The sequence below is a fragment of the Geovibrio ferrireducens genome (genome assembly GCF_026226615.1).
GTDB lineage: Bacteria > Chrysiogenota > Deferribacteres > Deferribacterales > Geovibrionaceae > Geovibrio > Geovibrio ferrireducens.
Map to the genome: position 1 here is coordinate 1 of NZ_JAJAPB010000004.1, position 23,434 is coordinate 23,434.

Here is a 23,434-nt window from a genome sequence, read left to right on the forward strand (position 1 = left end):
GCAGTTCCATCCATGGAACTGTTATAATCCGGCTTCCTTTAATCTCTCTGCCTGAGCTGACTAACAACCAAAATCTGCACATCCTGTCAGATTTTGCCACACGCTCGCGCCTTGCAAAGCAAGCCTTCGCTGCGCACGGCGCAGTTCCATCCATGGAACTGTTATAATCCGGCTTCCTTTAATCTCTCTGCCTGATCAAAGGAGAACAGAGCATCCAAAATGTCGTCCATTTCGCCTTCCATGAAACGGTCGAGGCTGTATGAGGTTACGTTGATGCGGTGGTCTGTCACCCTGTTCTGAGGGTAGTTGTATGTTCTGATCCTTTCGCTTCTGTCGCCGGAGCCCACCTGAAGCTTTCTGCTTTCGGCGCGCTCGTCAGCCTGTTTGCGGATCTCTATCTCAAGTATCTTTGATTTAAGGTGCTTAAGCGCCTTCTCACGGTTTTTTATCTGGCTTCTCTCATCCTGACAGGTGACCACAATCCCTGTGGGGATATGGGTCATACGCACGGCTGAGTCAGTGGTGTTTACGTGCTGCCCGCCTGCACCGCTGGCACGGTACACATCCACCTTGATGTCTGTCGGGTTCACATCTATCTCCACATCCTCCGCCTCAGGCAGAACCGCCACAGTGCACGCTGATGTGTGTATGCGTCCGCCGGACTCGGTTTCGGGGATACGCTGAACCCTGTGACCGCCGGATTCATACTTCAGGCGGCTGTAAGCGCCCTTACCCTTCACCATGAAGACTATCTCCTTGTAACCGCCCACGCCTGTCTCATTGAAATCGATTATTTCGGTCTTCCAGCGCTGGTTTTCCGCATAGCGGGTGTACATCCTGTAAAGCGCAGCAGAGAAAAGCGAAGCCTCATCCCCGCCCGTTCCGGCACGGACTTCCACATATATGTTTTTATCATCGTAAGGATCTTTCTTAACGAGAAGAAGCTTAAGCTCCTCACCCAAGGTTTCCAGTTTTTCCCTGCCTTCTTCAATCTCCATCTCCGCAAGCTCACGCAGATCAGCATCATTTGAAGTTTCAAGAATGCTCTTAGCCTCAGCTATCGAAGTCTTAACACCCTTGTACTCCTCATACTTTTCCACAACTCCGCGAAGCTCGGAATGCTCTTTGGCAAGCTTCTGAAACGCTTTGGGATCCTTCGCCGCCGCAGGGTCATTTACCTTGCGCGTAAGATCTTCATACCTGATGACTACTTCTTCCAGTTTGTCGAACATTGTTTATTCCTATTATTTAATAATCCGTTGTATCCGAGGGAACTTTTAGGGAAAAAACGTTCTATCGGACTATCTTCCAAAAATCGAATTTCCTGCGGAGCAATCACGCTTTTTTAAGGGGTAAGGGGAAGCTTTTTCCGGAAAAAGTTTCCCCTTATAAATTATTTAAAAAAATTTTTACACTACCTCTATCCCTTCCGGAAGTTCCTGATCCAAGGCTGCTTTCAGGGAGATGATCGCTATTTCGAGTTGTTTGTCGTCGGGTTCTCTGGTGGTTATTTTCTGCACCCAGAGGCCGGGGGTGATGAATATTTTAAGCAGCGGGTTTCCGCAGTGGCGGCCGCTGAATTTCAGTATTTCGTAAGATATGCCTGCAATAAGCGGGATGAACACGACCCTTGCGCCGAGTTTGATTAAAAAGTGCGAATCGTTCGGTATGAGTGAGAACGAGAGTATGCACACCGCCATAACTATTATTATGAAGCTTGTTCCGCATCTGGGGTGGAGTCTGCCCATTTTACGTGCGTTTTCCACCGTAAGTTCCTGCCCGGCCTCAAAGGTGTAGATAACCTTATGCTCAGCGCCGTGGTATTGAAAAACACGCTGAATATCCTTAAAAAAGGATATTATCCACACATACAGCACAAAGAAAATCACCCTGATAACGCCGTCGATCGCGTTGTACAGCAGGGATGAGGTTTCAACAGCGGGCAGTATATGTTTGGAGAGATCCGTAAGCAGCAGAGGCAGATATACAAACAGCAGCAGACCGAGACCCAGTCCGCCCGCCATGCTGAAAAACATGCCGACTTTGCTTACCTGCTCCTCTCCTTCGCCTGTGGAGTGGTATGCGCTGAAATTAAGCGCCTTTATGCCGAGAACAAGAGCGTCATAGAGGGCAATAAGTCCTCTGAGCACAGGCTTTTTCAGCCATTTATTCCTGTCCAGACTCACGTCCTGTTTTTTGATTATTATGTTATCGTCCGGTTTTCTTACTGCGATTACGAATCTGCTGGGCGCGCGCATCATTACACCCTCAATAACCGCCTGTCCGCCTACGTCAAATTTTGCCATTAAACATTCCTTATAAAAAATATCATGGGATAATATATACGATTTTTGAGATACTTAAAGGTTTAAAAAATACGCTAGCGCTCTTTTTCTGAAAGGAGGGTTCTGTATTTTTCTCTGACTTCTTTTGCCTTGCCGCAGGTGAAAGCCCCCTCAGGGCATGCGCCTGAAACACAGCCGGGGCCTGAGTCCTTAAATATGGACGGAGCAATTTTCATACATTCGACAAGCATAAGTTCGGCCATTTTCCTTATTTCCCACTGCGCCCTGTTGCAGCAGCGTATGCGGAAAAAGTGGATGAGTTCACGGGCATTCATAGTGACTATGATTTTGGTTTCACAGGCATTCGGGAGAACATAGCGCGCGTCCTCAGCGGGAACACCTTTTGAGGCGAGGAGGTCATAAGCCTTTGCCACCTCTCCCATTATGCGTTCAAATTCCTGCTTTGCCTCAGAATCAGCCGCAACGGTTTCGGGAATAATATATTCAAACCCGCCGCCGTGCTTAACGTATCTCTGTGATTTCTGGGAGTAGCTTGCTATGCGATGTCTGACAAGCTGATGGGTGAGCGCTCTGGATACACCTTCAATGCCGAAAGTGAATGAGACATGCTCAAGAACGGAATGGTGACCGATGGAAACGATTTTCTCTATGAATTTTGTCTGCTCGGTGGAGGAGACTTTTTCAAAGAGATCATCAATACCTGCATCGGAATAGCAGAGCTTGGCAGCCATAGCTGCCGTAAGTTCACCTTCTGCGGTGCAGTTCAGCAGGCGGACGTTTATTTCCGCCGGCTGGAAATCAGCAGAACCGCTTTTCTGCCCGCACATATGTGAAATTAACCCTGTGCTTTACCGTATTTCTTCATGAATTTCTCAACGCGGCCTGCCGTGTCGAGGAATTTCTGTTTGCCGGTGAAGAAGGGGTGGCACTCAGAGCAGATAGCAACGGCTGCTTTAGCAGGGTTAACTGTGGATTTTGTTTTAATCTCGTTACCGCATGCGCATCTGAAAGACACTTCTTTGTAATCAGGGTGGATACCTTTTTTCATCTTAATGTACCTCTATATTTTATAATGCAAAAACCAGCGTCCTGCGGTTTTTGCATACACGCTCGCGCCGAAACAAGTTCGGCTTCGCTGAGCACGGCGCGGTTTCTTCCTGAAACCGTATCTTAACCGCATCATGCACAAAACTGCGCACGGCCTGCATATATTTTCCTTTATCGGCGCAGTCTGTATAAAATAAGACGCACCGAACTATAGGTCAAGGGTAGAGGTTATATCACAACCGCAAACCCTTTTCAAGATCAAACCTGTAATCCCGACACTTTCGGAAATTACAGGCCTGGAACGCCTATTTACCCATAGATTCTTTACATAGTCGAAAAAACCAGCATCCTGCTGTTTTTTCTTATCGCTTCACCCGAAGAAACTTCGGGCTTGCTCCGCTGCGCGAGCCGCATCATGCGGCCTGCAACGCCTACTTACCCATAGATTCAAGGAAGCCGATATTATTCTTAGTGCCCTTCATTTTATCAAGCAGGAATTCCATAGCGTCCACAGCGTTCATGTTGCTGAGGAATCTGCGGAGAATCCATACTTTGTTGAGCTCGTTTTCGCCGAGGAGAAGCTCTTCCCTTCTGGTTCCGGACTTGTTGATGTCGATAGCGGGGAAAGTTCTTTTCTCAACGAGACGCCTGTCAAGGTGAAGCTCCATGTTGCCCGTACCTTTGAACTCCTCGAAGATAACCTCGTCCATTCTGGAGCCGGTGTCAACAAGGGCAGTGGCTATGATGGTAAGGCTGCCGCCCTCCTCAATGTTTCTGGCTGCGCCGAAAAATCTCTTGGGCTTATGAAGCGCGTTAGAGTCCACACCGCCTGAAAGAACCTTGCCGCTGGGCGGTTCGATGGAGTTGTAGGCTCTGGCAAGCCTTGTTATAGAGTCCAGAAGGATACATACGTCACGGCCGTGTTCAACAAGCCTTTTAGCTTTATTGAGAACCATTTCGGAAACCTGCACGTGTCTGTATGCCGGTTCGTCGAATGTTGAGCTCACAACCTCAGCGTTAACGGAACGCTGCATGTCCGTAACCTCTTCGGGACGTTCATCTATAAGAAGGATGATCATGTAGACTTCGGGATGATTTTTGGTAATGCTGTTTGCGATGGATTTAAGAAGCATCGTTTTACCCGTTTTCGGGGGGGCAACGATGAGACCCCTCTGTCCTTTACCCACAGGGGCGATGAGGTTCATTATCCTCGTGTCGTAATGAGTGGGGAAGGCCTCAAGCTCCAGCCTTTCCTCAGGGAAAAGGGGCGTAAGGTTTTCAAAGAGGTTCCTCTGTCTGGCGGGTTCCTCAAAGTTGACCTGCTCAACCTTGAGCAGTGCGAAGTATTTCTCATTGTCCTTCGGGGGTCTGATCTCCCCCGCTATTGTGTCGCCGTTGCGAAGACCGAATTTCCTTATCTGAGCGGGAGAAACGTATATATCGTCCGGGCCCGGCAGGTAGTTGTAATCCGTCGATCTGAGAAAGCCGAAGCCGTCGGGAAGAATTTCAAGTACGCCTTGTCCGAAAATGTGTCCGTTCCTTGCGCTGGTGGATTTGAGAATCTCAAAAATAAGCTCCTGTTTCAGCAGGTTAGCCGAGTTCTCTATCTCCACGGAATTCGCAATGGCAACAAGATCCTCGATCGATTTTTTCTTCAAATCGTTCAGGTTCACTTATTCACCTCATAATTTTATACATAATACTCAGGTTGAAATAATTTGATTTGTAAATTAATAACCCGGATTCAGTGTGATTTTTCCGCTAAGTTAAATAGGGTGAGACATGCCATGAAGGCTGTGTACACCAAACTTTATAGACAGCTTTAACCCGTGTCAAGAGTTTTTTAGGGCAAAAAGCGTCTGCGCGGGCGGTTCATACAGCCCTAAAGCTCCATATCCCGCCCGAAGACGGAGTGGATTATCTCCCTTGCCGTTTCTTCGATTGATTTATTTGTCGTGTCAACAATATGCCACCTTCTGTTTTTGCGGATCAGTTCATAGACGAACTCAACCTCCTCGAAGATCTTGCGCATATCGTTATACTTGCTTTGTGTCTTATAATGCTTAAGCCTTGCCGTGCGCACCTTCTGGAGCACTTCCGGGTCCATGATGAGGCAGACGACCTTGTTAGGGTCAACCTTAAAAACCTCCTCAGGGATAGGCACTTCCGGCACGAGAGGTATATTGACCACCTTAAACCCCTGCTGAGCAAGGAAGAAGGAGGTGGGTGTCTTTGATGTTCTGGAAAGGCCGAGGACTATTATATCCGCCTCATCCAGCCCGGTGACTATTTTACCGTCATCATGGCTGAGGGTGAACTCCACCGCATCGATACGCTTGAAGTACTTCTCATCCACCTTGCGGAGAACACCGGGACTCTCCATTGCCTTTCTTCCGAGGAACTCCTCAAGCTTGTCGATGGGAGGCCCAAGAATATCGTAATGAAGAATACCGTTTTCATGACAGAATTTATGGATAGTTTCTCGGAACTCCTTGATAACAGTTGTGAAAGCCACAAAACCATTATCAACCCGCGCATGCTCCAGAATAGCCTTAAGCTTGTCCAGCTTGTCCACCATGGAATATATGGTGAACTTCACCTGCGGATCCTCAAACTGGAGGAGTGCCGCCTTCATTATATTAAGGGCGCTCTGCCCTGTTCCGTCAGACAGTATGTAAATACGCTTCAATATCAGCTCCGTCCGGCCATGTTCATAAACTCATCTTCTGTCAGAACCTTGACACTGAGTTTTTCCGCCTTTTCCAGCTTGCTTCCGGCCTTTTCACCCGCAATTAAATATGACAGATTTTTGCTCACTCCGCTTGCTATTTTTCCGCCGAGCGATTTTATAAGCTCTTCAAAGTCAGTCCTCGGACGGCTGAGAGTTCCGGTTATCAGGAATGTCTGCCCCTCGAATATTCCGCCTGTTTCCTTCTTTTCCGCCTCGAAGCGGAGTCCGGCATCACGCAGGGAACTGATAAGATTAATATATTTCGGCTGTTTCAGTGCCTCGGTTATATCCTTTGCCACAAGTGCGCCTATGGAGTAAACCGCTGTGAGCTCTTCCTCAGTTGCAGATTTGAGCCTGTCTATGCTGCCGAACTCCTGCGCGAGTATTTCCGCCGTGCGCACACCCACGGAGGGAAGCCCTATGGCAAAAAGCACCTTCTCGAAAGGCTTGTTCCTGCTCTCCTCAACTGCGGCGAGGAGGTTATCCACCGATTTATCCCCAAGACCTTCCATAGTTCTCAGAGAGTTATAATCCATGGTGTAAATATCCGCCGGAGTTTTCAGCATACCCGATTCCATAAGCCTGTCTATGAGAGATTCGCCGAAACCCCGTATATCCATGGCATTACGTGCGACAAAGTGCTTCAGTGCGCCCCTCGCAGTGCCTGTGCACTCAGGGTTGACGCATCTGAACGCCACATCCTCCCGCACAAGCTCATGGTGACAGACAGGGCATTTTTCAGGGAGCGGTATCTCCGTTTCCGCCCCTGTTCTTCTCTCCGCCAATGCGCCCGTCACCTTCGGGATAACGTCACCGCCCTTTTCGAGGCTCACATAATCGCCGATTCTGATCCCCAGCCTCTCCACCTCGTCCATGTTGTGGAGCGTGGCTCTTCCGACTGTGCTTCCGCTGACCTTCACAGGCTCAAGTATGGCAACCGGAGTCACTGTTCCCGTTCGGCCGACCTGAAACTCAACTCCGAGAAGCCTTGTAACGGCTTTTTCCGCCGGATATTTGTATGCTATTGCCCATTTCGGGGCTTTTATGGTCATCCCAAGCCTGTCTCGGAGGCGGTAGTTATCCACCTTAATGACCGCTCCGTCTATCTCGTAGCTGAGGCTTTCCCTTTTTGATCGGATAAATGCCACATGCTCTTTAACCTCTTCCGCTGTTTTACAGAGCTTCACCATGTCATTGATGCGGAAACCGAGTTTTTTCAGGCGCATGAGGTCTTCAAAATGTCCGTCCCCCTGCCCCCTGTCCAGCCCGAAGGCGAACATGCTCAGGTTTCTTTTTGCGCACTCTCTTGAATCCAGAAGCTTAAGGCTCCCCGCAGCGGAATTACGCGGATTTGCAAACAGAGGAAGTCCTTCCTCCTCCCGCTTTTCGTTGAGGTTATTGAAAGATTCCACAGGCATGTAGACCTCGCCCCGGACAATAAGCCTTTGCGCATCTTTTATCTTCAGCGGAACCGCCCTTATGGTTCTGACATTGTGGAGAATATCCTCCCCCACTGCGCCGTCCCCCCTTGTGGCAGCGCTTATCAGTCTGCCGCCTTCGTACACAAGGCTGACGGAAGCACCGTCTATCTTCGGTTCCACAGCAAACTGCGGCTCCTCCAGCGTCTCTTTGTAAACAGTGGCGATAAAGCTGTCCAGCTCCGCATCGCTGTAGGTGTTGTTAAGACTCATCATCCTTACTTCGTGGGTGATGTTCTCAAGCCCCTCCACAGGAGGAGCGCCCACACGTTTCGAGGGCGAATCATCCCGCACAAGCTCAGGATGCTCCGCTTCCATATCAAGAAGCCTTCTGTAAAGCTGATCATATTCAAAATCCGTGATCACCGGAGCGTCATTGACATAGTAATTTGTGTCGTGCTGTTTAATCTCTTCGACAAGCCTGTCGTATTGTTCCTTTATACTTTCCATCTTCTCAGAATACTCCCGTCGGGCAGTTCGTCAGGCAGTTCCATGCTGTAGCGGTAGTTCGGCCTTGTGCCCTCAACAGGCGCGCCCTGCTCATCCGTCAGATTAGTCACCTTATAAGGCAGAACCTCCAGAAAAGGTGTCACAAACTCAAGCTCCTCACCCGCCAGAAACTTATTCTTCGCCAGCATCTCCCCGTTTTCCACCGAACCGAGGAACTCGCTCTCCTGAATATAGTTTGCGTTGGCATAGTTCATTGAACTGCTGTCAGTGTCCCCTTTGTAAAAGCCCGCCGTATAGCTGCGGTGGGTGACGCTTTTCAGCATCCGCACCCATTCCTCTCTGGCTTCGTAGCTGTCAGGATCGGCCATGGCCCAGTCCAGCGCCTGTCTGTATGCGCCTGTAACAAGCGCCACATACATAACGCTTTTCATTCTGCCCTCTATCTTAATGCTCTTAACACCGGCCTTCACAAGCTCACCGATGTATTCTATCAGGCATAAGTCCTTGCTGTTGTAAAAATATGTTCCGCGCTCATCCTCAACCACAGGGAAATATTCGCCCGGTCTTGTCTCCTCCACCAGCGAATACTTCCACCTGCATGGATGTGTGCACATCCCGGCGTTGGCGTCCCTGCCCGTCATGTAATTGCTTATCAGACATCTGCCGGACATGGATATGCACATAGCTCCGTGCACAAAAACCTCTATCTCTGCCTTGGCATTTTTACAGATATACGCTATCTCCTCAGCGGAAAGCTCACGGGCAAGGATAACCCTCTCCGCGCCAAGCTCCGCCCAGAAATCCACAGCGGCAAGGTTCGTCACATTTGACTGCGTACTGATATGCACAGGGGTCTTAAGCTTCATGTCCCTGATAACCTTAAACACACCCGGATCAGACACTATCATAGCATCCGGCCTCACAGACTCAAGGTTGTATAAATACTCCCTCAAACCGTCAAACTCGGCATTACGAAGATAAGCGTTAACAGTGACATAACCCTTCTTACCCTGACTGTGCAGAAAACTCAGAGCCTCACCCAAATCGTCCATGCCGAAATTGCCCGCCTTGGCGCGCAGACCGTAACCCGTCCCGGCGAGATACACCGCATCAGCACCGTAACGGACAGCATATTTTAATTTTTCAAAATTCCCCGCAGGGCTTAAAAGTTCAACTGACATTGTTTTTATTTTTTCCTTTTTTGAGTTACTAAATACTAAAATTTAAAAAATTCGGTTTTTTGGGAAGAGTTTGAGAAACACTTTTTTCCCGTTAAAAAAGGGTTTCTCATTTTTAAGTCACGGGGAAACTTTTTATAAAAAGCTTTCCCCAAACCCCTTCAAAAATTTTTAACTGCTTCGCATGTCTGATTTACTGATTAAAATTTCCGTCCATGGAAATCAGAAATTCACCAACAAAACTCCCGAACCAACGGGCAGCAGCGTTGACGATGCAGGCATATCTGATTTACTGATTAAAATTTCCTTCAGTGGAAATTTTAATACACGCTCGCGCCGTGGTAAACACGGCTTCGCTGCGCACGGCGGGATTTCCGTCCATGGAAATCAGAAATTCACCAAAAGTACGCCCGAACCAACGGGCAGCAGCGTTGATGATGCAGGCATATCATTTTTTATTTCCTCGATGAAGCTGAGGAGTTCGTCGCGGCCTTGGCGGTATTTTCGGGGGACTTCCGCTGTTTCCATTGCGAGCATGCCGAAGAGGAGCACGTCATCGAAAATGACGAGTCCGCCTTTGTTGACTCTGGTTTTAACAGTCTGCCACATCAGCGGGTAGATCCGTTTTACGGAGTCGATGAACACCATATCGTAGTTATCGTTTGTCCGGTTCAGGTATGTAAATGCTGATTCGTTTATGAATTCCACATTTTCCAGTTCGATGCACAGGGTTTTCGCCACAGCAATTCGGTTTGGGTTATGGTCTATGCCGGTTATTTTCGCCTTCGGGCAGCCCTGTTTGATATAGGTTGTGGATGTGCCTATTCCGCTGCCTATTTCGAGTACGGAGGCGGGTTTCAGCACAGATGCCAGCAGGCGGAGCAGCTCCCCTGTTTCCGGTTCCACGGAAGGGACATCGTGTTTTTTGGCATAGTCGTGCATGTCTTCATTTTTCGCCCTTACGGTGGAGCGTATGTATTCGAGAATACCGGGGATTAGTATATCATTTCTCATTTACTGACCGAGATTTACCTTTTCTGGAGTGAGTTTTTCCGTTATCTGGGATGCTTTTTCAGCGTCAATTTTGCCGAGAGCGGCCATTATTTTGCCTGCGTTCATGGGGGGAATCCTGCGGATAAGCTGAACAGCCTTGTCCGTGTCCATCTTCACGAAAATTTCCGCCGCTGATTTCGGTTTGGTGGAGGAGTATATTCTGGCGAGGGCATCTAGGTTTTTATCCTCGCTGGACTGAACCTCGTTCAGCCTTTTGCTTATTGTGTCCTTGATGGCGTTGAGCTCGTTCTCTTTTGCGATAAGCTCTTCCTCAAGGGCTTTCAGGCGTTTTTCCTTATCCGCCAGAGCAGTTTCTTTTTTGTTCAGTTCCTGCTCCTTAGCCTCAAGCCTTGCAGCGAGGCTCTGAATATCCACAATGCTCTGTGCCTGTGCGGTGAGCACAGCGGTTAATACCAAAAGCGCCGTGAGTAACGGTTTATTCATTTCTGCCGCTCCTTGAAACTATGAGTTCATCTATCATCTTCATCTCTTCCTTATCCAGATAGGCGGAGTAGTCCTTGACATGCTTTTCCTTGAGTTTCAGCATAATTTTGTGGTTGTTCATGGCCTGAACTGTTTTCTTTTTCTGCCGCTCCACCACTAAACGGGCATCATGCACCATGCGCTCCATGGTTTTTCTGTGCCCTTCAAGCTTGAGGATGTAAGCATCGTACATGCGCACGAACTGCATCTGTCCGCTTATTTTGGCTTCTTCCTTTTCGGCATGCTTCTGCTTTTCGGTCTCAAGCATATCAGTAAGCTGAGCGGTAAGTGTGCGGAGCCTTGACTCAAACTCCGCCAGCTTGTTCTTCTCCAGTTCAAAGATGCGTTCTCTGTGCTCCAGAACCTTTTCCAGCCTGAATTTGGCGTTCATATCATCCCGCCGTTATTTCATTAAGCTTTGTCCGCGCCTCTTCAAGGGTGAAGTTTTCGTCTATCCCCTGACGGAGGAATTCGTTTATGCGGTTTATCTTCGCTATGGCTTCGTCAATTCTGGGGTTGCTGCCCCTGACATAAGCTCCGATGTTGATTAGGTCTTCCGCCTCGCGGTATGCGCTGAGCAGGTCGCGGAAACGCCCTGCGGAGGCGAAGTCTTCTTTCGTTATTATCTCCTTCATGAGTCTGCTGGCGCTCATGAGGATGTCTATAGCGGGGTAATGGTTGCGGGCTGCGAGCAGCCTGTCCAGCACTATGTGGCCGTCTATTATTGAACGCACTGAATCCGCGATGGGGTCGTTCATGTCGTCCCCTTCCACAAGGACTGTGTAAAGCCCGGTGACAGCCCCTTCGCCTCTCTTTGTGCCTGCTCTTTCCAGAAGTTTGGGCAATAGAGCGAAGACTGAGGGCGTGTACCCTTTTGAGGTGGGCGGCTCACCCACGGTGAGGCCTATTTCCCTCTGCGCCATTGCGAACCTTGTCACAGAGTCCATCATGAACATGACATTTTTGCCCTTTGCCCTGAAATACTCCGCAACGGCAGTGGCAACAAATGCGCCCAGCTTACGCACAAGGGCGGACTGATCACTGGTGGCGACTATTACAACGCTTCTCGCCAGACCCTCAGGCCCCAGATCCCGCTCCACAAACTCGCGTACCTCTCTGCCGCGTTCGCCTATGAGCGCTATCACGTTCACATCCGCCTCGGTATTTCTGGCTATCATGCCGAGAAGAACCGACTTACCAACGCCGGAACCGGCAAATATGCCCACCCTCTGCCCTGAGCCGCAGGTCATGAGTGCGTCTATCGCCTTAACTCCGGTGGAGATTGATTCGCGTATGATTTCCCTTTCCAGCGGCAGCGGCGGAGAGGAGTAGACCTTGACCAGTTCGTAATCCTGTATCGGGCCTTTGCCGTCTATGGGTTCACCGAGGCCGTTAAGAATACGCCCCAGCATATTTTCGGAAACCTTGACGGTGTTTCCCAGTGCAGTGTTGTGCACCCTGCTTCCGGGGGCTATTCCTTCGCTGTCGCCGTAGGGCATCAGAATTATTCTGTTATCATTAAAGCCGATTATTTCAGAGAGAACCGTTCTGCCGTCGCTGCCCTCTATGGCGCATCTGGTTCCGATTCCCAGCAGGGGTCCGTCAGCCTCTATGGTGAGACCGATTATCTTTGTTACCCTGCCGGAGATTACTATCTCTTCTTTAGCGTTTATCTGTCTGAGTCGATTCAAGTTCTTCATAGATCAGCTTCTTAAAATTCTCCAGCATGGTTTCTATAGTGTAGTCCATCTCCCCTATGCTGGTGTCTATCCTGAGTCCGCCCTGAGTTATTGCAGGGTCAGCCACGGAATCATAGTCGGGAAATGCCTGCCTCACCGTATCCAGATCATCGGGGTTTACCCTGAAAACCACACGGCTGAGCTCATGCAGACTGTCAAGGCTCTTTTTAATGACAGAGACGATAAGCCGCCCGTTCACTTTTCTTTCCGCACCGATAAGGGTTTCAAGGAAGTGAGTGAGCATTTCGGGCAGTGCGCTGTCCAGTTCCTTCACAGCGGAAGAAAAGACACCCGCGCGGGATATTACCTCTTTATAAGCGCCCTGAAGCATTTCTATATAGTCGTTTTTCTCTTTATTATACTGCTTTCTGGAGTTTTCCGCCGCCTCAAGCATACCCTTTTTGTAGCCGTCATTGTATGCCCTTTCGTATTCGGCTTTCAGGAGTTCCTGAAGCTTCTCCTCATCCATAACCGGAGGCTCTTCCTTTATCTCCGCTTCTTTGAAAACGGTTTCGGAAAACTCCTTGGGCTCCTCTTTTCCGGGTTCAGGCTTGGCTTCGGGTTCAGGGTCGGGCTTATGATGTTTGTCCAGATAAACAGACGAATCGCCGACTATGCGCGCCTTGCCGAGGTTGACTGCTGTGTCGAAGCTGGCGAAAAGAAACGGGATCTCGCCGCTGACGGCATTAGTATCCTTAAGCTTTTCAAGCGTAAAAACCTTTTCTCCGCGCTCCACATCACCGAAACTGGTGATGTCCATTTCCTTGAGCCCTTTCTGTCTGTTTTTGCCGACGATTTTTCTGGACATAATTCAATCCGGTGGGATTTGTTAAACGTACTGCTCTTCCTCTCCGCCGCCGAGGTTGATAACCCCTTCTTCGTCGAGTTCGCGTACAATGGCGACAATCTCGTGCTGAGCCTTTTCCACTTCCTTGAGCTTGACAGGGCCCATGTAGTCCATCTCTTCGCGCATTGTTTCCACGGCGCGTTTGGACATGTTTCTGAAGAAGCGTTCCTTAGTATCATCATCAGCACCCTTGAGGGCAAGGGTAAGAGCCTTTTTATCAGCTTTCTTAAGGATTTCCTGAATGGCAACATCGTTAAGCTCTCTGATATCCTCGAATACGAACATCATATCGCGTATCGCAGCAACAAGCTCCGGCGCTTCCTTCTCCAGTTTTTCCAGCGTGGCCTTGCTGGTCACTCTGTCCATACGGTTGAATATTTCGGCCACAGACTTAACACCGCCCACTTCAACATTGTATGAGGACAGGGATTCAAACCTTTCCTCAAGCACTCTGGACAGGGTTTTTACAACCGTGGGCGAAATATCCTGAAGGTTCGCTATCCTCAGCGTTATCTCCGCCTTCAGCTCCTCCGGAAGCTGCGCCAGAGACTCCGCGGCATGGCTGGGGTCAAGGTGGGCAAGGATAAGCGCGATTGTCTGCGGGTGTTCGGTCTGTATGAATTTTGCAAGCTGTTTGGGATCGATTTTAGTAAGGAATTCAAAGCCGCTGGACTGCTCCATCATTTTGGTGAGGCGGTCAATAATCTTCCTTGCGCGTTCAGGACCGAGAGACTTGACAAGAACGCTTTTCGCGTATTCAAGACCGCCCTTGGCGATGAACTTTTTAGCAAGCATCATGTTGTAAAATTCTTCTATGGTTTCGTCCATCTCCTCAGGGGGGATGATCTTAGTCATGGCGATCTCTTTTGAGATCTCCTGCACCTCGTCATCATCAAGATGAGCGAAAATAGAGGATGAAATTTCCTCGCCGAGGGCTATAAGCACCGCTGCGGCTTTTCTGATGCCTGAACTGGAAAGACTCATATCAACCTTTCAACATGGATTTTATAATATTTGCCGCGCCTTCGGGGTCCTCTTCGCAGAATTCCTCTATCTTCTTAAGCATTACCTTGGACTTAACGGCGTCAGTATTCATTGGTATGCTTTCGTCAAGCTCCTGTTCAACCTCACGCTCAAGCTCTTCGAGGGTTTTGGGGAATCCGGCGCTGCCTTTCAGGGTTACATCCACAGAATCAAGCGCGGAGGTAACCGTGATTGTGCCGTCGTCGTTGTAGGTGACAGTTTTGTCCAGTTTTTTGAGTATGCGCCTGACCACGGCAAAGTAGAACAGGAGCAGAATAATGACCGCAAGGGCATATTTGGATGCTATGGTTATGAGTTCCACTGTTTTCTCTCTCTGGAGCAGAAGCTGCTCCTGCTGCTGTGCGGAGGTATCAAACGATATGTTGTTGACCTCTACCTGATCGCCCCTTGCCTGATCAAAGCCGACAGCGGTGGCGACAAGTGCGCGGATCGAGTTCAGTTCCTCCTGCGTTCTGGGAACACTTTCGGTTATCTGGTTTCCTGTTGCCTCGTCTTTGCGGAACACATTCTTGTTGTCCACAACAACCGCAACGGAAATCTTCTTGATTGTTCCGAAAGCCTTGATTTCCTTTGTGACTGTTTTGTCTATTTCAAAGTTTGAGCGCTCTTCCGTATGTTCGTATGATGAGTTGGTGTTTCCGCCCAGCACCTGCGGCTCGGCGAGGTTTGACTCAACCCCCGGCACACCCTGCGGGCCTCCGGGAGCATTTGTGCTTATGGTTTCTATGTTTTCGGATGAGCGGATAACAGGCTCGCGCCCGAACTCCTCTTTGCTGGTTTCCCTTTTGGAGAAGTCAATCTCTGCGGTAACTTTGGCAACCGCTCCGGTTTCACCGAGTGTTCTGCTGAGAATGCCGTAGAGCTTGGATTCAAGCTCGCGTTCAATCCTTTTCTGATATTCAAGCTGAGTCTGAGTCATCATCACGGGTGAGTTTTCCTCACCGAGAAAATCGCTCAGGAGTCTTCCTGTGGTGTCCACAACCTGCACATTTTCAGGAATAAGCCCCTTCACGGAGCCGGAGACGAGGGAGCTTATCGCCTTAACCTGCTCGCGGTTGAGTTCAGCCCCTCTTTTGAGCTTAATAACCACTGCGGCCTTGGCGGATTCCTCTTCGGATATGAAAAGCCTGTTTTTGGGAATGGTAAGGTGTATTCTTGCCTCTTCTATTTCGTTAAGGCTGCTGATCGTTCTGGCCAGTTCGCCCTGAAGCGCACGCTGATAGTTTACATCCTGCAGGAATTCGGTCATTCCGTAGGATGACTTGTCGAAAAGCTCAAACCCTGCTCCGCCGCCTTTGGGCAGACCTTCACGGGCGAGTTCCAGCCTCGTGTCATAAACCAGCTCCTGCGGAACTTCCACCGTGCCTCCGCCTTCCTTAAGCCTGTACGGAACATTACCCTCTTTCAGTTTCTGAATAACCAAAGGGGCATCGTCAGAGTTCATATTGGCATAAAGGGTTTTGTAGACGGGTCTGTTTGCCCAGATGATAAGGACACCCAGAGTAACAAGCACCGCTGCTAATGCGGCGCCGATGGAAATTTTCTGAACAAGAGTCAGTTTCTCAAAAATATCTTTAAACTGAGTTACGACGTCTTGAAGTGCCATTTGCCCCTAATACTACACTTGAGTTCTCATAACCTCTTGGTAAGCTTCAACGATTTTATTCTTAACCTCGAGCATGAGTTTGAGGGAAACATCTGCTTTCTGGAGAGCAATCATTGTGGAATGAATGTCCTTCGTTTCGCCGCTGAGCACTTTCTGCACAGCCTCATTGGCCTCAAGCTGAGCGTCGTTAACGCTACTGAGGGCATCCTTGAGCAGGGCGGAAAAGTCCGCACCGGATTCGCTCTGAGTGCCCGCAGGCTTGGAGGATGAGCTGTCATCAAGCTTGTTCGGCAAAAGGAAGTTGATATTATTTATCTCTGCCATTTTCAGTGTCTCCCTAACTGAATATATAGTATATCAGGGGTATTTTACAACCTTTATCTAACTTTATAAGAACAATCCGCGCGTCCTGCCGGATTGTTCTACACGCTCGCGCCGTGGTGAACACGGCTTCGCTTCGCACGGCGCGGTTCCTTCCATGGAACCGTTTGGGGTTCCACGTCTTTTGCTTTCCTTATAAGAACAATCCGCGCGTCCTGCCGGATTATCTGCTCGAATGCTTTAAAGTCCGCACTGTGTCATCCTGAGCAGAGCGAAGGATCTCAATACTATGAGATTCTTCACTGCGTTCAGAATGACCATAAACAAGCTTTATCTCTGCCGCAACAACCTCCCCCTTTGCAAAGGGGGAATGAGGGGGATTTATCCTTCCGGAAACTGCCGCATTGCCCTGAGTCTGACAAAATGCCGTCTAAACCTATGCCCTGCCTATTTCAAGTGCCCTTAAGGCAAGCTGTTTGGCTGTTTCAAAAACCGTTGCGTTCGCCTCATAGCTTTTTGACGCTTCAAGCATATTTACCATCTCCTCGATGGGGTTAACGTTGGGATATGCCACGTAGCCTTCCTCATTCGCATCGGGGTGGTCGGGTTCATATTTCAGCACAGGCGGTTTCTCGTCATCTATAACTCTCTGAACGCGTACGCCGCCTGCGTATTCGCCTTTCATAACCTGTTCGAAAACAACATCTTTGCGCTGATAAGGGCCGCCGTCCGCCGTTCTTGTGGTTTGCGCGTTGGCAAGGTTGGAGGAGATTGCGCCTATTCTTATTCTCTGCGCGGAAAGCCCCGTCGCGGAAACATCCATCACATGCATAAAGCTCATCTAACTGTTACCTTCCCTGTATAGCTGTTTTAAGTTTGGTGAAAGTGCCCGCAGTTATCTGACTGAGTTCCTGATAAAGAACTGAGTTTGAAGCCATCTCACTCATTTCATAATCAAGGTTAACATCGTTGCCGTCGTTGCGGAGAGAGGGGTTGTTCTGAAACCTTACATAATCAGCCGGTATGCCGTTGAATCCGCCTGTTGCGAAGTGCTTTTCATTGGTCTGAGCCAGCGGAAGTTTTTTCCCTGTTCCGAGAAAATCCTGCATTACCTCGTCAAACTCAAGCTTGCTTGCCTTATATGTTGGCGTGTCAACATTAGCTATGTTTTCCGCGATCACGTTGTTTTTAACGGATGCAGTGTCCATTCCGTAGGAAAGCTTATCTACATTGGACATGCTGAAAATATTTCTCATGCAACACCTCTTGCTGATTTAATAACAAAGACTGTGCCAGTTTGAGGGGGAAGTTTTTGCTGATTAAGCCGGAGTTCAGATATACTTGCGCGCGCCCATATATGTGCGGACAAAGTAGGGGTCGTTAAGATCGGCTATTGTGACATTGCGCCCGCGTCCGGGTGCATGGATGAATTTTCCGGAGCCTATGTAAATGCCTACGTGGGAAACTCTTTTTGCTCTGCCGGTGGCAAAAAATACCAAGTCGCCCGGTTTGAGATCGCTTTTGGCGATGTATTTTCCGTGGCTGTGCTGACTTCTGGAATCACGGGGGAGATTAAGACCGTTGAGCTTGTAAATAACCATAGTGAGTCCGGAGCAGTCAAACCCGCCCGCAGCACTCTCTCCGCCCCATCTGTAAGGCACGCCGATGTATTTATGGGCAGTTTTCACAAGGTTAGTCCTGATCCCTTTTCGCTCCAGATCTTCCGGGCGGAAGTTATAGTCATAGTCTTCGGGACGGATGATGAAGTAGTCCTCTATCTGGTTTCTGGTGCGCAGGTTTACGGCGTATCTCACCGCCCTGTCATATGAGGGAAAGTCGCCTATACGGACTTTGTAAAGCCCCGAATCATCAAGGAAGAAGTAAGCATCCACTCCGGCAGCAACCAGCTTGTCGGTATAGTTGGCGGCGTTTGCCACGTTACCGAATGCACCTACCTGAATGGAGTATTTCATCCTCTCAATATCGGAAGGGTCAACACGGCCTCCGGTATAAGGCGCGGGGCGTCCGCCAAGACACCCCGTTATCACAAATACCAGTAAAACCAGCAGTAAATGCTTTTTCCTCATCATCACCTTATATCAGATTCCAAGATAGGCTTTTTTAACATCTTCGTTGGAAAGAAGGTTTGAAGCCTTATCCTCCATTGTCACCCTGCCCGTTTCCATAACATAGCCTCTGTCGGCCACCTTAAGGGCAAGGTTAGCGTTCTGCTCAACAAGGAAGATTGTGGTTCCGCTCTCCTCTTTTATTCTTTTGATAATCTCAAAAATCTGCTGAACTATCAGCGGAGCAAGCCCCAATGAAGGTTCATCTAGAAGCAGCAGGCGGGGTCTGGCCATGAGCGCGCGGGAGATGGCAAGCATCTGCTGTTCGCCGCCGCTGAGGGTTCCGCCCTGCTGGTGTCTCCTTTCCGCCAGTCTGGGGAAAAGGTCGTATATCTGCTCAAGATCTTTCTTGATTCCGTCCCTGTCTTTTCTGAGAAATGCGCCGAGATCAAGGTTCTCAGACACTGTGAGGTAGGGGAAAATATGTCTTCCCTCCGGAACCTGACAGATGCCCATCTGAACTATTTTATCCGGCTTCATCCTGTGTATGGGCTCACCCTTAAAAAGGATTTCGCCCTGCTTGGGCTGAACTATGCCGCTGACGGAGAGCAGAGTGGTGGTCTTACCCGCTCCGTTCGCACCGATCAGGGTTATTATCTCGCCTTCGTTTATCTTAAGTGAAACCTCGTGGAGAGCCTGAATATTGCCGTAGTAGGTGCTTATGCCGTTAATCTCAAGCATCGGCTTCCTCCCCAAGATAGGCTTTGATAACTTCGGGATTATTCTTTATCTCGACCGGGTTTCCCGTGGCAATTCTCTGCCCGTGATCCATGACATATATCCTGTCGGAAAGGTTCATTACAAGCTTCATGTCATGCTCGATAAGCAGGATGGATATTTTATCCTTGTCCCTGATCTCCCTGATGAGGCCTGTCAGTTCCTCGGTTTCCTGCGGGTTCATACCTGCCGCAGGTTCATCAAGGAGCAGCAGAACAGGCTCAGTGGCAAGGGCGCGGGCGATTTCAAGTCTGCGCTGCGCACCGTAGGGGAGGTTGCTTGCCATTTCATTCGCAAGGCTTGTGAGGCCGATTTTTTCCAGAATACCGTAGCTTACCGCTGCTGCGTCCCTCTCCTCTTTTCTGGTGCGGGGATCACGCAGGAGCGCACCGATGACCTTTGCCTTCGTGCGGCAGTGGCGGCCTATCATAACGTTCTCAAGAACGGTCATGTTCGGGAAAAGCCTGATGTTCTGGAAAGTTCTTGCAAGTCCGAGTTCCGTGACCTGATTTGGCTTCTTTCCGTTAACCCTTTTTTCGCCGAATTTGGTATGGACAACTATATCCCCGTCCGTGGGAGTGTAAATTCCTGTTATGCAGTTGAAGAAGGTGGTTTTTCCGGCTCCGTTGGGGCCTATGAGAGCCACAATCTCACCGTTCTGTATTTCCATATCGACATGGTCAACGGCTCTCAGACCGCCGAAATCCATGGTAAGCCCCTTCACCTCAAGAACGGGAAGGCTTGTGTCATTTTGCTTCATTTGCTTTCCCCTCCCCGAAATTCATTTTGTCGAATAAGTATTTTCGCCGCACATTGCTTATGAGCCCCTGCGGTCTGAAAACCATCATAAGAACCATGGAGCCGCCGAAAATAAGCATGCGGAGCTCGGAGAACGCCCTGAGATATTCGGGGAGAAGTATGAGGATCAGAGCGGCGAGAATAACGCCCAGGATCGACCCCATACCGCCGAGAACAACTATGGCGAGTATGATCGCTGATTCAAGGAAGGTGAAGCTCGCCGGGTTAACAAAGGTGGTTTTCGCGGCGAATACAACACCCATGAAGCCCGCCCATGTCGCACCCAGTGCGAATGCGGTGAGTTTTGTCCTTGTTTTGTCTATGCCCATTGCCTGACATGCTATTTCATCCTCGCGCAGGGCAAGCCATGCTCTGCCTATGCGGGAGTTCTGCAGCCTGCTGACACAGAAGATTGTAATCACAGCAAGCACAAGCACAAGATAGTAAAGCGCTGTCATGGACTGGAAGAGATTAAGTTTCAGCCCGAAAAACGCAGGTCTGTCTATTCCTGCTATACCGCTGGGGCCGAAAGAGAACGCGTTCCAGTTTTCAAGCACCAGACGGATAATCTCACCGAAACCGAGGGTAACAATGGCAAGGTAGTCGCCCCTGAGCCTGAGCACAGGAAAGCCGAGAATTATCCCGAACATCATGGCAAGGGCTCCGCCTATGGGCAGAACAGCCCAGAAACCGAGGCCGAAGTGGTGGTTCAGCAGAGCGTAGCTGTAAGCGCCGACTGCGTAAAACGCCACATAGCCGAGGTCGAGAAGACCCGCAAGCCCCACAACTATGTTGAGGCCGAGGCCGAGAACAATATACATCAGCGCGGTGGTCATAATATTAACCTGATATGCGTTTGACATATGCGGAAAAGCAAATGTGAAGGCAACAGCTATGGCTATCAGGGTGTACAGAACTTTCTTGTTGTCAACAATGGTGTTCTGGAGGCCGTTTTTAAGCCTTTCCCTTATGTTTCTATCGCTGATATGGGTCTTTTTGTAGTGAAGCCAGCGCCAAAGCATAGAGCCGAAGAAAGCCCCCACAGCAACATAAAGCAGGTTGTTCCAGCGCCATGTTATAGTGTTGTGGACAGTGTTAACCTTTATAACCAGTATGGGGAATGTAAGAAACATAAACCATACTGCCGCGATTAATGATTTTTTAAGCTCATTCAGCATGCTACACCTTCTGAGCCGTGGATTTGCCGAGTATGCCCGCCGGTCTGAAAATAAGGATCAGTACAAGCAGGGCAAAGGCGAAAACATCTTCATAGTCGCTGGACACATAACCGGTGGCGAAACTTTCCGTCCAGCCGAGGATAAGTGCGCCCAAAACCGCTCCGGGGATACTTCCTATGCCGCCGAGAACCGCCGCAGTAAAGGCTTTGATACCCGCAATGAAGCCGATGTAGAAATTGATCTGCCCTATGTGGGAGGCAATAAGAATGCCGCCGAAGGCCGCCAGAGCGGAACCGATGATGAACGTCATGGAGATGACCTTGTCAACATCTATCCCGACAAGAAGCGCCATTTTCTTATCCTGAGCCGTGGCTCTCATTGCTTTGCCCATTCTGGTGAACTTTATGAAGAGAGTCAGCAGAACCATTATCACCGCACTGCTGAGGATGATAACAAGCTCCGCGGAACTCATTATATGCGATACAGGTTTGATAAACTCAAATTCCGGTATAAGCGCCGGAAAGGGAAGGAAGTCTGATGTCTGTGCAAGAAGTACATAGTTCTGGAGGAATATAGACATTCCTATCGCGCTGATGAGAGGAGAAAGCCTCGGTGCGTTTCTCAGAGGTCTGTAAGCGATCTTTTCCATAGTGAAACCATAGGCGGATGAGTAAACCACCGCCGCTATTCCCGCCAGAATGAGTATGCTGAGGCCGCTGAAGCCTAAAATAGCAAGCACACTGGCGACAATAAGTGCCGTAAACGCGCCTATCATATAAATTTCCCCGTGGGCAAAGTTTATAAGCTGAATGATGCCGTAAACCATGGTGTAGCCCAAAGCGATAAGCGCGTAGATGCTGCCTCTTGTGAGGCCGCTTAAAAATAGCTGAAGAAAATAATCCATTATCCGTGACTGCTCCTGTTATTTGCCCTGAAATGGAATGAGGGTGCCGAAAGAAGGCACCCCCGGAATTTGTATTTTGGAAATGTTATTTAAGTTCGATGTAAGCGCCGTTCTGAACCTGATACATGGAGAAACCAACGCCGATAGCGTCGCCTCTTTCATCAAAGCTGATGCTTCCGAGGGGAGTTTCAACATATTCAGTTCTGAGAGCTTTGCTCACAGCTTCATAATCTGTGGAGTCTGCTTTGTCGATGGCGTTAAGGATAGCCATTGCTGCAGAGTAGCCGTTGATGAAGAATGCGCCGGGATCAGCCTGGAAAGCGGCTTTGTGCTCTTCAACAGCTTTTATATTGAGGGGGTTTGTAGACGTGTCTTTAGGACCTGTGGCATAAACGCCTTCTGCAAATTCGCCCGCAACTTTTATGAATGTGTCATCTTTCACGCCGTCATCAGAAATGAAGGGGATGTTGATCTGTTTTTTGCGCATCTGAGTAACGATTTTGGAAGCTTCGGGATGGTATCCGCCGAAGATAACCGCTTCAGCGCCTGAACGTGCAATTTTCTGAACAACTGCGGAGTAGTCAACCGCACCGGGAGTAACACCTTCGTAAAGAACAACTTTAACACCTTCAACAGATGAGTTGTCAAGGAAGGATTTTGCAAATTCGGCAAGGCCTTTGCCGTAGTCGCCTTTATCGTGAAGAACTGCGAATTTTTTAACATTAAGAGTGTTGAGAGCAAAGTCAACTTCGAGTCTTGCCTGAGAATCGTCAGGAGCGATTGTGCGGAGGAAGTTGGGGTATTCGCCGCTCTGAGTGAGTGCGGGGTTTGTAGCAGAGGGAGATATAACAAGGATGTTAGCATCTTTGTATATGCCGAGAGCAGCTTTGGTAGCGCCTGAGCATATGTGACCGATAACTGCTACGACTTTGTCAGAAACAAGTTTGCTTGCTGTGTTTGTGGCAACTTCAGGCTTGCAAACGTCATCTTCGATGTAAAGTTCAACCTGTCTTCCGTCGATACCGCCGTTTTTGTTGACTTCATCAACATAAAGCTTAACAGCGTTGACAGTGGGAAGACCATAGGACGCGAGGTCACCGGAATGTGCGCCGGCAACACCAATTCTGATCGGTTCTGTTGAAGCAGCGGGAGCCGCAGCCTCAGTTGCATTTTCTGCGGGAGCTTCCGCCGTTTTTTCTTCAGCTTTCTGGCTGCAAGCAGTCATAAGGAAGACAGCAGAGACCATGACAAGCAGGAACGTAAGGAACTTCTTCATAAACCCTCTCCGTGTAAAAAATTTTCTTGTTCATTTATCCGGAAAAACAGCGCAGGCCGATTCCCGAATAAATGTAAATACTAACTAAGGACTAGGTCTTAGTCAAGATAAAAGGAAATCATCGGTTAACAGCGATCATGAGACTAAATAAA

24 protein-coding genes are annotated in these 23,434 nt (G+C 49.2%); all 24 read right to left on the reverse strand.

The features are described from left to right. Window positions 1-161: 161 nt before the first annotated feature. Window positions 162-1,232, reverse strand: coding sequence for a peptide chain release factor 1 (gene prfA / locus OSQ85_RS05290; protein WP_265821804.1), 1,071 nt, complete (start codon window positions 1,230-1,232; stop codon window positions 162-164). A gap of 177 nt (window positions 1,233-1,409) precedes the next feature. Further along, the gene (locus tag OSQ85_RS05295) at window positions 1,410-2,306 is read right to left on the reverse strand and encodes a DUF1385 domain-containing protein (protein WP_265821805.1); all 897 of its coding nucleotides are present in this window, start codon (window positions 2,304-2,306) and stop codon (window positions 1,410-1,412) included. A 74-nt stretch (window positions 2,307-2,380) separates the two neighbouring features. Next, on the reverse strand, window positions 2,381-3,088 hold the full coding sequence (gene thyX, locus OSQ85_RS05300; RefSeq protein ID WP_407649324.1) for an FAD-dependent thymidylate synthase: 708 nt from the start codon (window positions 3,086-3,088) through the stop codon (window positions 2,381-2,383). Window positions 3,089-3,141: 53 nt separating this feature from the next. Beyond that, entirely contained in the window at window positions 3,142-3,354 is a 213-nt protein-coding gene (gene rpmE / locus OSQ85_RS05305; RefSeq protein ID WP_265821807.1) for a 50S ribosomal protein L31, read from the reverse strand. A gap of 430 nt (window positions 3,355-3,784) precedes the next feature. After that, a complete protein-coding gene (gene rho / locus OSQ85_RS05310) occupies window positions 3,785-5,026 on the reverse strand; it encodes a transcription termination factor Rho (RefSeq protein WP_265821808.1) in 1,242 nt (413 codons plus the stop codon). A gap of 209 nt (window positions 5,027-5,235) precedes the next feature. Then, on the reverse strand, window positions 5,236-6,042 hold the full coding sequence (locus OSQ85_RS05315) for a pyruvate, water dikinase regulatory protein (RefSeq protein ID WP_265821809.1): 807 nt from the start codon (window positions 6,040-6,042) through the stop codon (window positions 5,236-5,238). A 2-nt stretch (window positions 6,043-6,044) separates the two neighbouring features. After that, on the reverse strand, window positions 6,045-8,012 hold the full coding sequence (gene ligA, locus OSQ85_RS05320; RefSeq protein WP_265821810.1) for an NAD-dependent DNA ligase LigA: 1,968 nt from the start codon (window positions 8,010-8,012) through the stop codon (window positions 6,045-6,047). Next, window positions 8,000-9,193, reverse strand: a complete 1,194-nt coding sequence (locus tag OSQ85_RS05325; RefSeq protein WP_265821811.1) for a peptidase U32 family protein — start codon at window positions 9,191-9,193, stop codon at window positions 8,000-8,002. Before OSQ85_RS05325 ends, ligA begins: the two co-directional genes overlap by 13 nt. Before the next feature lie 384 nt (window positions 9,194-9,577). Then, window positions 9,578-10,204 carry an O-methyltransferase gene (locus tag OSQ85_RS05330; RefSeq protein WP_265821812.1) on the reverse strand — a complete coding sequence of 209 codons (627 nt, stop codon included), beginning with the start codon at window positions 10,202-10,204 and terminating at the stop codon, window positions 9,578-9,580. Further along, window positions 10,205-10,687 (reverse strand): MotE family protein, encoded by a 483-nt coding sequence (locus tag OSQ85_RS05335; protein WP_265821813.1) that lies wholly within the window; start codon window positions 10,685-10,687, stop codon window positions 10,205-10,207. It abuts the gene before it with no gap. Further along, on the reverse strand, window positions 10,680-11,117 hold the full coding sequence (gene fliJ / locus OSQ85_RS05340) for a flagellar export protein FliJ (protein WP_265821814.1): 438 nt from the start codon (window positions 11,115-11,117) through the stop codon (window positions 10,680-10,682). The genes OSQ85_RS05335 and fliJ overlap by 8 nt, the downstream gene beginning before the upstream one ends. A gap of 1 nt (window position 11,118) precedes the next feature. Beyond that, on the reverse strand, window positions 11,119-12,426 hold the full coding sequence (gene fliI, locus OSQ85_RS05345; RefSeq protein ID WP_265821815.1) for a flagellar protein export ATPase FliI: 1,308 nt from the start codon (window positions 12,424-12,426) through the stop codon (window positions 11,119-11,121). Continuing rightward, window positions 12,389-13,273 carry a FliH/SctL family protein gene (locus OSQ85_RS05350; protein ID WP_265821816.1) on the reverse strand — a complete coding sequence of 295 codons (885 nt, stop codon included), beginning with the start codon at window positions 13,271-13,273 and terminating at the stop codon, window positions 12,389-12,391. Before OSQ85_RS05350 ends, fliI begins: the two co-directional genes overlap by 38 nt. 21 nt (window positions 13,274-13,294) lie before the next feature. Continuing rightward, on the reverse strand, window positions 13,295-14,296 hold the full coding sequence (fliG, locus tag OSQ85_RS05355; protein ID WP_265821817.1) for a flagellar motor switch protein FliG: 1,002 nt from the start codon (window positions 14,294-14,296) through the stop codon (window positions 13,295-13,297). Between the two features lies 1 nt (window position 14,297). Next, window positions 14,298-15,962 carry a flagellar basal-body MS-ring/collar protein FliF gene (gene fliF / locus OSQ85_RS05360; protein ID WP_265821818.1) on the reverse strand — a complete coding sequence of 555 codons (1,665 nt, stop codon included), beginning with the start codon at window positions 15,960-15,962 and terminating at the stop codon, window positions 14,298-14,300. A gap of 12 nt (window positions 15,963-15,974) precedes the next feature. After that, window positions 15,975-16,286 carry a flagellar hook-basal body complex protein FliE gene (gene fliE, locus OSQ85_RS05365; protein ID WP_265821819.1) on the reverse strand — a complete coding sequence of 104 codons (312 nt, stop codon included), beginning with the start codon at window positions 16,284-16,286 and terminating at the stop codon, window positions 15,975-15,977. A gap of 433 nt (window positions 16,287-16,719) precedes the next feature. Beyond that, window positions 16,720-17,124 carry a flagellar basal body rod protein FlgC gene (gene flgC / locus OSQ85_RS05370; RefSeq protein ID WP_265821820.1) on the reverse strand — a complete coding sequence of 135 codons (405 nt, stop codon included), beginning with the start codon at window positions 17,122-17,124 and terminating at the stop codon, window positions 16,720-16,722. A 7-nt stretch (window positions 17,125-17,131) separates the two neighbouring features. Beyond that, window positions 17,132-17,539, reverse strand: coding sequence for a flagellar basal body rod protein FlgB (gene flgB / locus OSQ85_RS05375; RefSeq protein ID WP_265821821.1), 408 nt, complete (start codon window positions 17,537-17,539; stop codon window positions 17,132-17,134). A gap of 75 nt (window positions 17,540-17,614) precedes the next feature. Next, window positions 17,615-18,373 (reverse strand): NlpC/P60 family protein, encoded by a 759-nt coding sequence (locus tag OSQ85_RS05380; RefSeq protein ID WP_265821822.1) that lies wholly within the window; start codon window positions 18,371-18,373, stop codon window positions 17,615-17,617. A 9-nt stretch (window positions 18,374-18,382) separates the two neighbouring features. Continuing rightward, window positions 18,383-19,090 (reverse strand): ABC transporter ATP-binding protein, encoded by a 708-nt coding sequence (locus OSQ85_RS05385; protein WP_265821823.1) that lies wholly within the window; start codon window positions 19,088-19,090, stop codon window positions 18,383-18,385. Continuing rightward, window positions 19,083-19,886 carry an ABC transporter ATP-binding protein gene (locus OSQ85_RS05390; RefSeq protein ID WP_265821824.1) on the reverse strand — a complete coding sequence of 268 codons (804 nt, stop codon included), beginning with the start codon at window positions 19,884-19,886 and terminating at the stop codon, window positions 19,083-19,085. Before OSQ85_RS05390 ends, OSQ85_RS05385 begins: the two co-directional genes overlap by 8 nt. Further along, window positions 19,873-21,099, reverse strand: a complete 1,227-nt coding sequence (locus OSQ85_RS05395) for an ABC transporter permease subunit (protein WP_407649325.1) — start codon at window positions 21,097-21,099, stop codon at window positions 19,873-19,875. The genes OSQ85_RS05390 and OSQ85_RS05395 overlap by 14 nt, the downstream gene beginning before the upstream one ends. A 4-nt stretch (window positions 21,100-21,103) precedes the next feature. Continuing rightward, window positions 21,104-22,006: a branched-chain amino acid ABC transporter permease gene (locus OSQ85_RS05400; RefSeq protein WP_265821826.1), complete on the reverse strand. Its 903-nt coding sequence runs from the start codon at window positions 22,004-22,006 to the stop codon at window positions 21,104-21,106. Window positions 22,007-22,091: 85 nt separating this feature from the next. Further along, window positions 22,092-23,282 carry a branched-chain amino acid ABC transporter substrate-binding protein gene (locus OSQ85_RS05405; protein WP_265821827.1) on the reverse strand — a complete coding sequence of 397 codons (1,191 nt, stop codon included), beginning with the start codon at window positions 23,280-23,282 and terminating at the stop codon, window positions 22,092-22,094. Window positions 23,283-23,434 lie beyond the last annotated feature (152 nt).